The 15108-nt window shown below is 59.8% G+C and carries 14 protein-coding genes; 6 read left to right on the top strand and 8 right to left on the bottom strand.

Annotation, left to right across the window (positions count from 1 at the left end; genetic code table 11):
• Nucleotides 1-54: 54 nt before the first annotated feature.
• Nucleotides 55-1227, bottom strand: a complete 1173-nt coding sequence (locus K3728_04550) for a hypothetical protein (protein ID UWQ96509.1) — start codon at nucleotides 1225-1227, stop codon at nucleotides 55-57.
• A 400-nt stretch (nucleotides 1228-1627) separates the two neighbouring features.
• On the opposite strand from K3728_04550, the gene uvrB reads away from it, so the two are divergent.
• A complete protein-coding gene (uvrB, locus tag K3728_04545; protein UWQ97448.1) occupies nucleotides 1628-3805 on the top strand; it encodes an excinuclease ABC subunit UvrB in 2178 nt (725 codons plus the stop codon).
• Nucleotides 3806-3861: 56 nt separating this feature from the next.
• Here uvrB and K3728_04540 read toward each other — a convergent pair whose 3' ends face one another.
• Nucleotides 3862-4557, bottom strand: a complete 696-nt coding sequence (locus K3728_04540) for a hypothetical protein (protein UWQ96508.1) — start codon at nucleotides 4555-4557, stop codon at nucleotides 3862-3864.
• Nucleotides 4558-5069: 512 nt separating this feature from the next.
• Between K3728_04540 and K3728_04535 the strand changes: the two genes are divergently transcribed.
• The 3 genes from K3728_04535 to K3728_04525 all read left to right on the top strand — a co-directional run bounded on the left by K3728_04535 (nucleotide 5070) and on the right by K3728_04525 (nucleotide 8233).
• A complete protein-coding gene (locus K3728_04535; GenBank protein UWQ96507.1) occupies nucleotides 5070-7250 on the top strand; it encodes a YjbH domain-containing protein in 2181 nt (726 codons plus the stop codon).
• Nucleotides 7241-7918 (top strand): YjbF family lipoprotein, encoded by a 678-nt coding sequence (locus K3728_04530; protein ID UWQ96506.1) that lies wholly within the window; start codon nucleotides 7241-7243, stop codon nucleotides 7916-7918. Before K3728_04535 ends, K3728_04530 begins: the two co-directional genes overlap by 10 nt.
• 99 nt (nucleotides 7919-8017) lie before the next feature.
• Nucleotides 8018-8233 carry a hypothetical protein gene (locus K3728_04525; GenBank protein UWQ96505.1) on the top strand — a complete coding sequence of 72 codons (216 nt, stop codon included), beginning with the start codon at nucleotides 8018-8020 and terminating at the stop codon, nucleotides 8231-8233.
• 146 nt (nucleotides 8234-8379) lie between these two features.
• On the opposite strand, the gene K3728_04520 is transcribed toward K3728_04525, so the two are convergent.
• On the bottom strand, nucleotides 8380-9741 hold the full coding sequence (locus K3728_04520; protein ID UWQ96504.1) for a polysaccharide biosynthesis/export family protein: 1362 nt from the start codon (nucleotides 9739-9741) through the stop codon (nucleotides 8380-8382).
• Between the two features lie 271 nt (nucleotides 9742-10012).
• Here K3728_04520 and K3728_04515 point away from each other — a divergent pair, with 271 nt between their 5' ends.
• Nucleotides 10013-10753, top strand: coding sequence for a metallophosphoesterase (locus tag K3728_04515; GenBank protein ID UWQ96503.1), 741 nt, complete (start codon nucleotides 10013-10015; stop codon nucleotides 10751-10753).
• Nucleotides 10754-10759: 6 nt separating this feature from the next.
• Here K3728_04515 and K3728_04510 read toward each other — a convergent pair whose 3' ends face one another.
• Nucleotides 10760-11359, bottom strand: a complete 600-nt coding sequence (locus K3728_04510; GenBank protein UWQ97447.1) for a sugar transferase — start codon at nucleotides 11357-11359, stop codon at nucleotides 10760-10762.
• Between the two features lie 314 nt (nucleotides 11360-11673).
• Here K3728_04510 and K3728_04505 point away from each other — a divergent pair, with 314 nt between their 5' ends.
• A complete protein-coding gene (locus K3728_04505; protein UWQ96502.1) occupies nucleotides 11674-12867 on the top strand; it encodes a DUF1972 domain-containing protein in 1194 nt (397 codons plus the stop codon).
• Here the strand turns inward: K3728_04505 and K3728_04500 are convergent.
• From K3728_04500 to K3728_04485, 4 genes are all read right to left on the bottom strand, one after another.
• On the bottom strand, nucleotides 12809-13114 hold the full coding sequence (locus K3728_04500; GenBank protein ID UWQ96501.1) for a hypothetical protein: 306 nt from the start codon (nucleotides 13112-13114) through the stop codon (nucleotides 12809-12811). The two genes, K3728_04505 and K3728_04500, sit on opposite strands and share 59 nt — an antisense overlap.
• Nucleotides 13115-13287: 173 nt before the next feature.
• Nucleotides 13288-13503 (bottom strand): hypothetical protein, encoded by a 216-nt coding sequence (locus K3728_04495; GenBank protein UWQ96500.1) that lies wholly within the window; start codon nucleotides 13501-13503, stop codon nucleotides 13288-13290.
• A gap of 121 nt (nucleotides 13504-13624) precedes the next feature.
• Nucleotides 13625-14083, bottom strand: a complete 459-nt coding sequence (locus K3728_04490; protein ID UWQ97446.1) for a tRNA (cytidine(34)-2'-O)-methyltransferase — start codon at nucleotides 14081-14083, stop codon at nucleotides 13625-13627.
• Between the two features lie 52 nt (nucleotides 14084-14135).
• Nucleotides 14136-14972: a hypothetical protein gene (locus K3728_04485; GenBank protein UWQ96499.1), complete on the bottom strand. Its 837-nt coding sequence runs from the start codon at nucleotides 14970-14972 to the stop codon at nucleotides 14136-14138.
• Nucleotides 14973-15108: the final 136 nt, after the last annotated feature.

The raw sequence follows: 15108 nt of genomic DNA, 5'->3' as shown, positions 1-15108 counted from the left end.
AGTCTGATTGCTGGCTTTATGGGCAAAGGCGCGAGCCAGATCAATGCGCCAAAATCACTCGGGATTGCGGATTGTCACGGGCAGCCGCATCAAATCCCTGTCCAGGTCGCCGGAGCCGAAGTTGAGCCGGGTGAAATAGAGGTGTGCAGACGCGCCCGTCGTCTCAAAGTTCGCGCTGTCGCTGTCGTGATCGATAAGCGTTGGGTAAAGATAGACGGTGTCGCGCCCGGTGGCGCGCCAAGGCAGGCGCACCTCCAACAGCGGTTGGCGCATCTCCCAAGTTATAAGGTCCTCGGACAGCGCATAATAGAAGCCATAGGGGTTTGGGATGCGCGAAGGATCGCTGCTGGTTCCCACCAGAATGAACCGGTCAAGAACAGTGTTCCACGTCACCCCCTCGTACATCTGGGCGATTTGCGGCAAGGCGATGGGCGTACAGGTCGTCGCGCGCAAGGCACGCAGGTCATCGCGGTAGGGATCGGCGAAAATACCATTGAACCCTGCCCCGTCCCAAAACCGCCAACTGTCTGGGTCTTCCAGCGTGGCGGTCCGCATCAGGCAAGTATGCTGCGACTCCAGCGGGTAGGTTTGCACCTTGAAGAACGCGTAGAAATGGCCGCCGTGTTCGATGATGTTGGATGGGCTGAAGACGCCGAAAATGCCCTCATCCGGGGCGTATTGCTCGGGGATGGAGGCGACCAAATGCGCGGGCGGGGCAAAAGGGTAGCGAAAGCTCGCGCCGCCGTCGTCCGAGCGTGCGTAGGTGATCGTGTTGTACCAGCAACTGAAATAATCCGCTGTCTGGCATTCCGGGTAGCGGTTGCCTTGGTATTCATTGTGCAGCAGCGCGTGAACGATGTCGCCCTGCGCATAGGTGGCGGCGATCCATTCCAAGTTGGCGAACTGGTCGGCGTGGCGGGCGCGGGTGGACGACAAGAGGATCTCACAGTCCACGGCGAGGGTATCGAAATCCGGGCCACGCATACGGCGGGTTAAGTGGTGGCCAAGGATCAGGCTAACGCCTCCATCGGCCTGCGCCCCATCGCGGTAGGCGCGCACTGGAAGGTCGGGAATGTGGTGTTCCTCGCAGGCGTCCGTGGTCCAGTCAAACACGATCTCGGCCGGGCCGCTGACCTCCACCGCGCCGCCCATGACCGGACGCGGCGGGTCTGCATCGGCCACAGCCGGTTGGGAGGCTGCGAGTAGGATCAAAAGGACACGGTGCATCGCTGGCTCCGACAACGAAATAGATGAACGAAGCCTAGCACAGCCCGTTTGAGGACCAGGAAAAATGAATTGCGCTATGGGAGGGGGGGGGAGAAAGGGGTTGCCAACCCTGACTGTGGAGCGAGGGGTGGGTGGGTACGGCCAGGGCCGGCAACCGCTTCTGCTGCTTGCCTGTTCTGTTTACGTTCTTGCCGCTTTCAGATCAAAGGTATTGTCCGAAGAATTGCCCTTACTTCCCTAACCTTTTGGTCATACTTCTGGCCTCCAGCCCGCCATACCATGACAGTCTCCTGACACCATGCTGTCACTAACTGACACCCTAGACCCTTGCAGCTTCGCCCGAAGGCTCCATTCTATGGAGTAAGGAGAGACGCCCATGCACAACAACTCGCCCGAGCAAATGCCCGACACCGGCCGCGCTGTGGACCAACTGCGCGCGCAGTTAAAGATGGAGGGTGGCAAGCCCTTCGTCTTGCACACCGAGTTTGAACCGGCGGGCGATCAGCCCACCGCCATCGCAGAGCTGTCTGAAGGCATCCGCAATGGTGACCGTGATCAAGTGCTGTTGGGCGCGACAGGCACCGGCAAGACCTTCACCATGGCCAAGATGATCGAGGAAACCCAACGTCCCGCGATCATTCTTGCGCCCAACAAAACGCTCGCCGCACAGCTGTATTCCGAGTTCAAGAACTTCTTCCCCGACAACGCCGTGGAATATTTCGTCTCTTACTACGACTACTACCAGCCCGAAGCCTATGTGGCCCGCTCCGATACCTACATCGAGAAAGAAAGCCAGATTAACGAGCAGATCGACCGGATGCGCCACTCGGCCACCCGCGCGCTGCTGGAACGCGACGACGTGATCATCGTGGCGTCTGTGTCGTGCATCTACGGTATCGGCTCGGTCGAGACCTACGGCGCGATGACCCAAGATTTGCACGCGGGGCGCGAATACGACCAACGCAAGGTGATCGCCGATCTGGTGGCGCAACAATACCGCCGTAACGACGCCGCGTTTCAGCGCGGCACGTTCCGGGTGCGCGGTGACAGCCTAGAGGTCTGGCCCGCCCACCTTGAAGATAGCGCGTGGAAGCTGTCTTTCTTCGGGGAAGAGCTGGAAACGATCACCGAATTCGATCCTTTGACCGGCCAGAAGACTGGCACCTTTGACAAGATCCGCATTTACGCGAACTCCCACTACGTGACCCCGCGCCCCACGATGCAACAGGCGATGAAGGGGATTAAGGCCGAGCTGGTCGCCCGCCTTGACCAGATGATCGGAGAAGGGAAACTGCTGGAAGCGCAACGACTTGAGCAACGCACGAACTTTGATCTGGAGATGTTGGAGGCCACCGGCGTTTGCAACGGGATCGAAAACTATTCGCGCTATCTCACGGGCCGCGCCCCCGGCGAGCCGCCCCCAACCCTGTTTGAATATATCCCCGACAACGCCATTGTTTTCGCGGATGAAAGCCACGTCAGCGTGCCGCAAATCGGCGGCATGTATCGTGGTGACTTCAGGCGCAAGATGACGCTGGCCGAACACGGGTTCCGCCTGCCCTCTTGCATGGATAACCGCCCCCTGAAGTTCGAGGAATGGGACGCGATGCGCCCGCAATCTGTCTTCGTTTCGGCCACCCCCGCCGCGTGGGAATTGGAGCAAGCCGGCGGGGTTTTCACCGAACAAGTGATCCGCCCCACGGGGCTTATTGATCCGGTGATCGAAATCCGCCCCGTTGAGATGCAGGTCGATGACTTGCTGGACGAGGTCCGCAAAGTCTCGGCCGATGGCTACCGCACCCTTGTCACCACACTGACCAAACGCATGGCCGAAGACCTGACGGAATACATGCACGAACAGGGCATTCGCGTGCGCTACATGCACAGCGACATTGACACCTTGGAAAGGATCGAAATTCTGCGTGACCTGCGCCTTGGGGCCTTTGATGTGCTGATCGGGATCAACCTTCTGCGCGAGGGTTTGGACATCCCCGAATGCGGGTTGGTGGCTATTCTGGACGCCGATAAGGAAGGCTTTCTGCGCTCTGAAACCTCACTGATTCAGACCATTGGCCGGGCCGCAAGGAACGCCGGTGGTCGTGTCATCATGTATGCTGACAAGATCACCGGAAGCATGGAACGCGCCATGCGCGAGACCGAGCGTCGTCGCGTTAAGCAGTTGGCCTACAACGAAGAACACGGCATTACGCCCGCCACGATCAAGAAAAACGTCGATGATATCCTTCTGGGCGTTTACCAAGGCGACACGGACCAAAGCCGCGTCACAGCCAAGGTCGAAAAACCGCTGGTGGGGGCCAACCTGCAAGCCCATCTTGATGGTCTTCGAGAGAAGATGCGCAAAGCCGCCGAGAACCTCGAGTTTGAGGAAGCCGCAAGGTTGCGCGATGAGGTGAAGCGGCTGGAGGCCGTTGAGCTGGCGATTGCTGATGATCCGTTGGCACGACAATCCGCAGTCGACGCCGCTGTGGAAGATGCCGCGAAGGCCGGCGGCCGCAGCACCGGGGGGCGCGGCGGAATGCGCGGAGGCAAAGCGCGGCCCGGAAGCTCTCGGCGCTAAAAAAAGGGGCCTGCGCAATGTAGGCCCCAAATCGCCGCCCCCACGGGAAACCGGGGTCAGGCGACCAAGGCGCTATCGTCCAGCCACAATGCCCCGGCTTTGTAGCCGCCTTTGATGAGCGTGCCGGGCTTTGCCACCTCGGGGAAGTCCTTGGCCCAATCGCGGAAGCGATCGTTGGTGATGACCTTGGCATTCAGCTCGCGCGCGGCGGCAAGAATGGTTGGGTCTGCGGGCTCTCCGTTCCGGACAACGACGACGCAATCGCCGGGCAGGTTCAGCAGCTTGGCAAAATCTGCGTCGTCCAGATAGCGATCACCCAGCTTGTAGCCCGCGTTCGCGTCGAAGATCACGCCGGGGCGGTAGCCCATTTCCTGCAACTGCGCCAAAACATCTTGCAGCGTGTCCAAGCGCGGCACCTCTCCGTTCCAATGCATCACGTTCGAACCATCCACCACGACCCGCGGCTCGGGGCGGGTCAAGGCGCCGGACTTCACAAGGGTATCAGCCTTGCGGTTGACGCTGCGGTTCCGGCGCGATTTCAGCTGTGACTTCAACGGCTGCGGCTGTTCCACCTGGCGCTGCGGCAATGCGGGTGCCGCGCGGCGCAATCCAGCTTTCAGGGCCAAAAAGGCGGCCGCGATTGCCGCCAACAGGGAGATCGCGAGGGGGAGAGTTAACACCGGACCGAATGCCACGATGGAGATGCCAGAACAGGCAAGGGACAGAAGTAATAGTACAAGTGGCGTGCGCATTAGGGGTCACATTATTGAAGGTGCGTGGGCCTTGTCGCATCGCTTGGTGGCTATTCTATGGCATGAAGGTCGTAATTGAGTGGCAGTGTGTGGTTTTTCGCCGTCACTTGAAGGCGATTCTTTCGCGCTATTCGCAGGGCAAGACCACCGTGGCACGCCATCGGCGCTTTTACGCAAGAAGCTGACAGTTTGCCGCCACAGCATGGCCTTCCGCTTGGGGGGCGAACGCACGCCCTGCCCGTTCGCCTCAGGTCACATAACCGACAGGAAGCAATTGAATTATAACAATAATCGCACCCACACTTGCGGCTCGCCTAGCCCTCAAACACCTCTATCCCCATCTCAAGGATGGCCCGATCGCCGGAAACTTCCCCCTGCAAGTTCGCGTGTCTTGTGTGCATCTTTGGCGGGGAATTTTATTGCAATTCGCAGCGGAGGTGTCGCCCGCACGGCAAGGCACTTATGATGGTTTGGGCAGGGAAGCTGCATTCTGTTTTGGGAAGTCGAGTTTGATGATTGGGTATCGCGGGTATCTTGGACTAAGCGTGGCCGTCATGGCGTTGATGGTGCCGGGGTATCTGTTGCCCGGACGCGCCGACGATGCGCAAAGCCTTTCTGGTCGCCCGACGCTCAATACCTACGGCCTTCCGGGCTTGATCGACATGCCCACCGCCAACACTTTGCCGGACGCCGAATTGGGCTTCACCGTGTCCAGTTCTGCCGTGGGAAATCGGGGCACCTTGGCGTTTCAAATTCTGCCTAACGTGACAGCGACGTTCCGCTATGCAGGCATTGATCTGGCTCGCGCAGGCACCCGGGTTTTAGCCTTTGACCGTAGCTTCGACATCCATTGGCAAGCCTTGGACGAGGATACCTGGGGCTGGTCACCCGCCGTGGCAATCGGCGTCCGCGACATTGCCGGCACAGGCATCTACGGCGGCGAATACGTCGTAGCGACCCGCCATTTCGGTGCGCGTGACCAACTGGCGGTTACTGCGGGCCTTGGTTGGGGGCGTTTGGGAGAACGGAACAGCTTCAGCAACCCGTTGGGTGTCATCGACGATCGTTTTGAAACCCGTCCCGGGCGCTCTTTCGGAAACGGCGGTACGGTTAATTTCGATCAGTTTTTCCGAGGCGATGCGGCGGTTTTTGGTGGTGTCGAATGGCAGGCAACCGATCGCCTACGGCTTCAGCTTGAATATTCCACCGATACTTACACCATCGAAGCGGCCGATGGTCTGACCGATGCCAGCTCGCCCTTCAACTTCGGGGCCACCTATCAGCTTTCCGACGGTGTCCGCGGCGGCGCGTATTTTGTTGGCGGGGATACCATTGGCCTGTCGCTGGCCATGACGCTGAACCCCCACCGCCCGCCGACGCCCGCAAGCTCCGGTGATCCTGCCCCACGCCCGGTGGCGGTACGCGCCCCGCAGGCAATCCCTTATGAGACGGATTGGGTCAGCCAACCTGGCGGCGGAGAAATTTTGCGCGATAACTTCGCATTGCTGTTTGAGGATCAGGGCCTGCACCTTGAACGGCTGACCATGGACGCTCACCGGGCCACGATCCGAGTGCGCAACACGCAGTATAATTATACTTCTCAGGCTCTTGGCCGCGTTCTACGCGCCATGAGCGCCGCGCTCCCCCCCTCGGTCGAGGTGTTTGAAGTCATCTTCGTTGAAGAAGGTCTTGATACGTCACGGGTGCGGATCGCGCGGACCGATCTGGAACTGCTCGAATTCGACCCGGGCGGGGCCGAAGTTCTGTTGGCCGTGGCCGAGGTCGAAGATGCCCGTACTGTCCAAGACCCCGAAGGCCTTGAAGTCACCGTTCCGGCATCGCGCTTCACGTGGGGCATTGGTCCCTATGTGGAAGGGTCGATCTTTGATCCGGACAACCCGATCCTTGTGAACGTGGGCCTTCAGGCGCAGGCAGAATACCGCTTCGGCAACGGCTTTGTCGCGGAAGGGGCTGTTCGCGCCTCTCTTGCCGGGAACTTCGAGAATTCGCAGATCGTTAACGAAAATTACCCAGCCAATGCGCCCCCACCCGTCCGCACCGAGGCCGCCCTCTATCGGCAACAATCCGACATCTATGTAGAGCGCCTGACGCTCGCCCATTTCGGGCGGCCCGCAGAAAACCTCTATAGCCGCGTCAGCTTTGGCTACCTTGAGCGTATGTACGCGGGCGTCTCGGGAGAGCTTCTTTGGCAACCCGCGAATTCGCGTCTGGGTTTGGGGCTAGAGGTTAACCACGTTTGGGCCCGCGACTATGACGGCGGCTTTGGCTTGCGCGATTACAATGTCACCACCGGTCATGTCTCTGCCTACTACCGCCTGAACGACAATTTCGACCTACAGATTGATGCCGGCCGCTATTTGGCGGGCGACTGGGGGGCGACATTCTCGCTTGACCGGACCTTCCGCAACGGCTGGCGCGTCGGGGCCTATGCAACCTTTACGGACGTGTCGTTCGATAGCTTTGGCGAAGGGTCCTTCGACAAGGGTATTGAGGTCGAGATCCCCTTGGCTTGGTTCCTAGGCACGTCCAACCAACGCTCGACAGACTTCCGGCTGCAACCGGTGTTGCGTGATGGCGGGGCAAGGGTGCAAGTGGAAGGCCGCCTGCATGATCTGGTGATCGACTATACCCGGCCTCGGCTGGAAGATTCGGAGGCAATGATATGGCGTTAGCATCCCGTTTGGCCGCGCTGGTTGCGTTGGCCAGCCTTTCTGCCTGTGGCGCCGCGGCTGACGATCCGCTGTTGGGCGTGGCCCGTGATTTGTCCCAAGGCGTATTCAACCGCTCTGAGGCCGCACCCGCCGTTGATCCCCGACAGGTTCTAACCCGCGACCTGATTAACCAAGCGGCCGTGCCGCTGATCTTGGTGGATACCCCGCAGGGTACATCTTCCACCGCAACCCGGATTCAGACGAATCGTACGAACGAAACCTGGCAGGGCAATGGCGACGTTTCCTTCACGCTTAGTCGCGAAGGTGTCCTGAGCGCCACACGCGGTTTGGGACACGATCTGTTCGCCGCCGATATCGCGGCGACTCGCGCTGCCCTCGCCTCCCGGCGGTCTGGTCCGGTAGAACGGCTGTATGTCCGTGTGACGGGCGACCTTGCACAAATCAACGATGGCTACACCTGCGAGATTCAGTACTCCGGCCCGGAACGTGTCGCTAGCTTTGGCATCACCCGCAACCTCACGAGGGCCACCGAGACTTGTAGCCAACACCGTACGGGTCAAACGGTCGAAAATCGCTACTGGATTGACGGAACGGGATTTGCCTGGGCCTCAGAACAATGGGTTGGCCCGGAAGTTGGACATTTCCGATTTGAGCGACTTTATCGCTAACCCAGAGGCGGCAAGAAATCGCCGTTAACGCTTATTTCATTGACCCTTTTGCGTTTCAAAGGTAGTAAAGGGACAAATAAATCTATCTGGAGAGATCCCATGAAAACTGGCATTTTCACTGCCGCACTATTCGCCGTCGCCGGAACCGCCGCCACTGCTGGTGGTGTTGCTCCTGTCGCACAAGTTTCCCCTGACTCGGGCGTGATCGTGGGCGAGCCTGCTCCTGCCATCAACCCGCTTCTGTTGGCCGGTGGCGCACTGCTTCTGATTGGCGGCGCCTTGGCCGCGTCTTCTTCTTCCGACGGCACCAACTAAGTCGCTTCGCAAGTTACGAAAAAGCCCCGCCGGATCATTCCGAGCGGGGCTTTTTTGTGTCTGCATGACCGATTTAAACGCCTACGCCATCGCGAAGGGATCGGGCGCAGACCAATCTGGTACCGCGCCCCGACCTCGGAAACTGATTAGTTAACGGCCGCCGCGCCAAGGTTGATGATCGACGGCGTAATCTGGTCAATCACCCGATTCCACCGGGTCACAGGCTGTTCAGCCACAAAAATCACATCACCCGGGCGCAGCTCCAACCGCGTGGCGAGCACAAGGTTGGCCGCATTCGATCCATCCAAACGATACGCCGTGACCGAACTGAGGTAGGCCGAGCTTTCCAACGCCCGCATCAAGTAAATCTGCGAGGGGTTGCCAGTGCTTTCGCTCCAACCGCCGGCATCGAACAGGGCATCGGCAAGGACGGCAGTGTTTTCAAACGGCAATTCGAAACGGCCCGGTTGGCCAACTTCCCCGGCGATATAGACATATTCGCCCCCCTCTGCGCCAAATTCTACGCGGTCGCGGAAGTTCTGACGGCTTTCTTCCAAAGCACCGCGGCGAATGGAAACCTCGGTCTGCAATTCCGCAATAGCATTGGCGCGGGCAGATTGGGTGTATTGAGCACGGGCAATGATTTCTTCGAAATAGGCCGAAGCCTGTTCGAAATCATAGGCCGTATCCACAAATAGGCTATCGCCGTCCACAAGCCGAATACGTTGTAGGCCCTGATCGGAGTAAAGATCCGCCGTCGGAATTTGGTAGAGCGAGCCGTCGCGGTAAATTCGGATCACCGAGAAGTCGTCTTCGGTTGTCGACAAGCCACCGGCAGAGGCCAAAACCTCATCCAGATAGACAGGCGTCATACCCACAGGCACCACGCCCGGGTTGCGCACCGCGCCGCCGACTGAAACGCGCTGAGAGTTGAACTCTGCGACTTCAAGGCTGAAGGACGGGTCGATCCGGGCGGCGATCAACCGTTCAAAAATTGCGTCTTCGGCCTCGGCCAACGTCATGTCGCCTACGTTGATCCGCCCCACATCGGGGATCGCGATGTCGCCATCGTCTTGAACGGTGTAGCCCTGTCGCTGGTTCTGTGCGGCCACCAATCCGGCCAATTCCTCGACCGTGGATTCGCCGCGAGGTGTTGCCAAAAGCAGCACGTCCGCTACGCCGATCCGGTAGGAGCCGGGGTTTGCGGGGGGCGGCACGCGAAGTTCCAACGCGCCGGGCCGGGTTTGTTCGTCGAACACGGGGGCGGGCAGCCGCGCGGCCCCCCGAGCGCCCGAACCGCCGCCTGCGATGCGAGAAAACGCGGCAGGCAAAGCTTGCGGTTGATAAGCTGAACGGTTCGCGTGGGCGACAACAGCAGGAGACAGGTCAATCACTTGGACGCCGTCTTCACCGCCAAATTCCGACACATCGGACGAGATGTACGCCGCCCCACAAGCTGACAAGCCCAAGAACCCCAAGCCCGCGACTGCGGCACGAAAACTGAACATAGAACGCCCTCCGAACGACCGCCGCGATTCTCGACGGTCCTAAAATCTCACCCCTCCTTATACCGAGTCCGGCAGGTCATGAACCGGGCACCGAGGGGGAAAAGTCAGAGATTTGTCTACTCAGGTGCAATCAAGTCACGGTCCATGCCACCTCGAGGATGCGCAGACATTTATTATCTATTAAGAAGCAGGGGTGCGCCCGTAACATCACGCTTCTGGCGGTATCTTAATTTGTGCTCGGCGGGTCTCCGCCGTTAAGGAATTGCGAATCATGACGAATTGGCCCGCGCCTGCCCCGAAGGAAGTTGTCTATGTGATCGGCGACGTTCACGGATGCGTCGGGAAGCTGGAAAGACTGCTCGTTCAAATTGATGAAGACGCAGCGCGGCAGCCGGATGTGCCAAGTAAAGTGATCTTTGTGGGCGACTACATTGATCGCGGCGAAGGCAGCGCCACAGTGCTGCAATTCGTGGCGGAAATGACGGCATCCCACCCCGGTCAAGTGATTGGTTTGATGGGCAATCATGAGCGAATGCTGCTCGACTTCCTGTCCGATCCCACGGGCTCTGCAAAACGCTGGATTCGCTATGGGGGGCTGCAAACCTTGGCGAGTTTCGGCCTTGGTGGCGGGCTTACCACCGATAGCAGAAATGCAGGGGATCTGCTGGACGCTGCGGGCGATTTGATGGAGGCGATGGGCCAAACCTTGGTCGACTGGGTGGCAAATCTGCCGCTCTCGTGGTCGTCGGGCAACCTGTGGGTCGTGCACGCTGGGGCAAACTCGGAAAAAACGATGGAGAAGCAATCCTCTCGGACTTTGCTTTGGGGCAACGACGCCTTCCTAAAACAGCCACGGACCGACGGGCAATGGGTGGCGTTCGGGCATCAGCCGTTTGAAACGCCTTTCGCCGAGCAGGGCCGCATCGCCGTTGATACCGGGGCCGTGTACGGCGGCGCGATGACCGCCGCGCGGATTGATCCCACGGGCGACGTTCGCTTTCTGAGCGCCTAAAGTGCCCTAATCACCGCGCCCGGTAACAATTGTCACCAAGGTACGCCACACGATCCACAGGTCCATGCGAAACCCCGCTTGATTAATATACTCAATATCGCGCAACGCCTTGGCGCGCGTAGCCTCCATCCCTTCGGCATAACCAAGGGTGATCTGCGACAACCCGCTTATCCCCGGACGCACAGACAACCTCCGCCGATATTCGGGGATTTTCGCCAGAAACTCCTGCGCATGGGGCAGCGAATCCGGGCGGGGACCGATCAGGCTCATCTCGGCCCGTAGCACATTCACTGCCTGTGGCAGCTCATCCAGCCCCATGCGGCGCAACATCCCGCCAAGCGGCGTTATGCGGCCCTTTTCAACCGGATCAGTCGCGCCGCGCGCACGCGCGCCGCAAGTCATCGTCCTGAATTTATAGACAACAAAGGCCCTCCCCCCCTGCCCCATCCGAAGTTGGCGAAACAGCAAAGGACCCGGGTTTAACATTGGGTTCAGCACCGCCAATACGACAGCAAGAGCGGCGGCAAGCAGCAATAACAACAGCGCACCAATCCGATCAAACACCGGCCGCGCGCGCCAATAAACCTCCGACCCGCTAACGCCCATGGGTTGGCGCTGACCCTGTGCCGGATTCAAACCGACTGGCAGCGCGGTGGCGCGGTCAAAATCGGGGACAATAGTCATCACATTCCCTTTACATCAGGCCCTCCACATCGGGGCGACGGGCAAATGGCTGCCCAAACACAAGCAAAAGACCTGACACACAGGCCGTGCCTCCACTCAATCTCAAGACGTTAAACATCCGGTTAAAGCTTTGGAGGTAGGATCACCGATCAGAGCACTCAATCGTGCGATGGCGCCACGGGCACGGCGACCTTCAGCGCGACCATCAAATGACACTTCACTGCCAAGGGACTGAAATGGCGCATCAAAAAAGCCACCGAATTGCGATCTTAGGAACGGTCGGCGCGCCCGCGCGATACGGTGGATTTGAAACACTTGCCGATAACCTCGTGCAATTTCATGCGGCCCATTCCCGGCCCGAGGCGCTTTGCGTCTATTGCAGCCGTCCCGCCTACCCCGATCAGCCGAAGATCTATGGCAATGCGTCGCTTCGGTATTCTCGTTTCCGGGCCAACGGGGCGTCCAGCGTGCTCTATGATGCGGCCACCCTGCGCGATGCGATCGCAAAAGGCACCGATGTGGCGCTTCTGCTTGGGGTGTCCGGGGCTATTGCCCTGCCTGCCTTGGCGCGAAAAGGCACCCGCATCGTGACCCATGTGGATGGGTTGGAATGGCGGCGCAAGAAATGGTCCAAGCCCGCCCGCGCGTTCCTGCGCTGGTCCGAGCGATTGGCCGTGCAGCATTCCGACGCCATCATCGCCGACAATCCCGCCATCGCAACCTACCTGCGCCACACCTACCGGATTGAACCAGAGGTCATCGCCTATGGCGGCGACCACGGCCCAGACGCACGCCAGATCACGCCAGCGCCGCCGTGGAACCTCCCCAAAGACTACGCACTGGCCCTATGCCGGATCGAGCCGGAAAATAACATCGGCATGATCCTTGCGGCCTGTGAAAAGACCTCTAACCCGTTGGTTTTCGTGGGCAATTGGAACAGCAGTGCCTATGGGCGGGCGCTAAAGCAGCAATATTCCGGCGTGGCTGGTCTGCGTCTTCTCGACCCGATTTACGCGACCGATGCTCTGTTTACCCTACGCCGGAACGCGGCGCTTTATATTCATGGCCATTCCGCCGGGGGCACCAATCCCGCTTTGGTAGAGATGATGCACTTTGGCCGCCCGACCTTGGCCTTTGACTGTGAATTCAACCGCGCCACAACCGCCGGTGCAGCACAGTTTTTCGCCAGCGAGGCGTCCCTTGTGGCCGCACTTCAAGGGCCGGTGCCCAGCAATGGCGACACGCTGCGCGAAATTGCCAAGCGCGACTACCTTTGGGAAGATATTGGCGCCCAATACTTCGATTTGTTTAACCGGCTGGCAGAACAGCGCACCGCCACGCCCCGCACCAGTCCGACGCGGGAGATCGTACTCACCCGCCCACTGCCGCTTCAATTTGACGGGCAATCTCGGCGGACCAAGCCCCGATGATGGGTAGGAACTCGATCTGGCTGAGCGCCCAGATGATGACCGACAGCAAGACCGTCGCCCCGATTACCGTGCCAAGGCCCACGGCCATCCCAACCCCGAAACGGAGCAAAAGGATACGCGGAACCGACTGATAGACCTGAAACATCCGGTGCTGGCGCAGAAAGGAAAGCTCTTCCCTCAGGGCGCGGACCTCATCCTCTAGGCGGGGCGGTTGCGGGGCGGCAGGATCGGAATCCGTGTCCGGCATAGGCTTCCCTTTCTTGTCAGGCACTTGGGGCGGCTGGAACAGCAATATACCACCCGCGACGCGTTAGTCACGGCGGTCATGAAAAGCCTTTGTCTTATGGTGGGAGAAAGCGCCTAGGGCCGAAAAACCGGCAGGCAGGGTGATCTGACAGGCAAAAGAACCGCTCTCGCCGCTTACCGAGCTGCAAACTCCGCCGCGGCGTCGAATTCCACTTCGAACTCGCGGCTCACTACGTCTGCGTGAGCCTCCATGGCGTGGTTCCGGGCAGTGCTCAAAACCATCATCATGGATACAAGCCCCAAGGCAACACAGCCGGCACCGACCACGACCCAGTCAACCTTGGGCGTGTCGTGCTCACTATCGAGGCCTTGCTTATCTTTAGCGAACATTTGGTGCCGCTCCGGGTCATTACTTTCGTCGTCCAGTCTAAATGATCCCGAAAATATGGCGTTCTGCGGGCACATCCACGGCGGTGTCTTGATTTTTTGGGGTCCGGGGTGCGGCCTGAGCCTACGAAAGAAAGGCCCGCATCGCCTGATATATGACCGCTGTCGCTGCATTCGACAGGTTCAGTGACCGGATATGGTCCGAGCGCATGGGCAAATGAAATGTTCGCTTGGCGCGACCCGACAACACCTCCGGCGGGAGGCCCTTGGTTTCCTTACCAAAAATCAGAAACGCATCGGAGGGATATTCTGGCTCGTAGACCGAGCCCCCCTCGCCGTCGTTCTCAAACAGAAAGAGCTGGTCTTCCCTTGGGGCGCGATCACGGATGAAGTCTGCCCAAGAATCGTATTCACTCAGGCGGACGTGTTTCCAGTAGTCGAGCCCCGCCCGCCGCACCGATTTGTCCGAGATATCGAAGCCCAAGGGGTGGATCAGGATCAATTCCATATCCAACGCCACGCAGGTCCGCCCGATTGTGCCAGTGTTCCCGGGAATTTCCGGGTGGACCAGCACAACCTTCATATCCGGCTGCACGGCGCCAGTTTCCGCCCCGGTATGAGGGGCCAATTCCGTGTCAGGCATGGGGGCGATCGCGCCCTGCAATGGCACCCCAACGCCCCGGGAGGGCTTTCGCGGCCCGCGCTTGCCGCGCCAATTGCGCTTGCACAGCGTTGCGCCATGGCCCCTCGAGCCGGGTCTTGGCGAAGCCATCGGCCCAATCCAACACTTCTTCCGCATCATTGGGGCGCAGGCGCAGGGCACCGTCGATCAGCGTCTGTACCGAGCCCGCGGGGGTATACCACCTGTCCTGCATGTCGCGCAGGCGACCGGGCAGAACTTTCCCCAATCCACGCACAAGGCCATTATCCGCGAAACGCTGGATCAGATGGCCCATCTCATCTCGGCTGTACGAGATCAGGGGCGGGAAGGTATCAAGAAACAGCGGGCCGTTTTCGTCCATGCCAAACCGCTCGATCTTGGCGTGGAAGCCAACCCGTTCCGGGCGTTGGGCGACACGGCGCCAGAACTCGGCCACATCCGTTGCGACCCGGTCCAGCAAGCCAATTGCGGCCTTGGGGCCAGCCTTGCGAAACAGAGGCTCGAACATCGTATCGTCGGCCACGGCCTTCTGCACGATCACGGGGCGTTGCACGCCTGCATCGTCAATCAACCGCAGATGCGTTTCCGGCACACGAATGCCCGCCAGCCGCAGGCAATCCACATAGGCATCATGGCGACGGGCCAGCAATTCTTGCACCTCTGGGTCACGTCCGCCGCGATAGACCGTCAGGTAATGCCCCGCCAAAGGCCCCGAAACGGGCTGTAGCGGCACACCAAAATAGCGCCGCTCCGCAGGGACGGTGCTGCCCTCGGCAAGGGCCACTCGGATCAGGCTGGTAAGGTCAGACATGATTAAAAACGGCCCAAGAAACGAGCGCACCAAAGGAACAGATGGTTGAACGTGCGGCGGCCAAAACAGCGATCCCCCCGAATCTGTAGCGTGGCTTTGGCCGAGCATGGACGTGCCTCTGCAACAGCGGCAAGTC

This window comes from Rhodobacteraceae bacterium M385, assembly GCA_025141835.1.
Lineage (GTDB): Bacteria > Pseudomonadota > Alphaproteobacteria > Rhodobacterales > Rhodobacteraceae > Gymnodinialimonas.
This window is presented reverse-complemented; position numbering and strand designations above follow the sequence as displayed.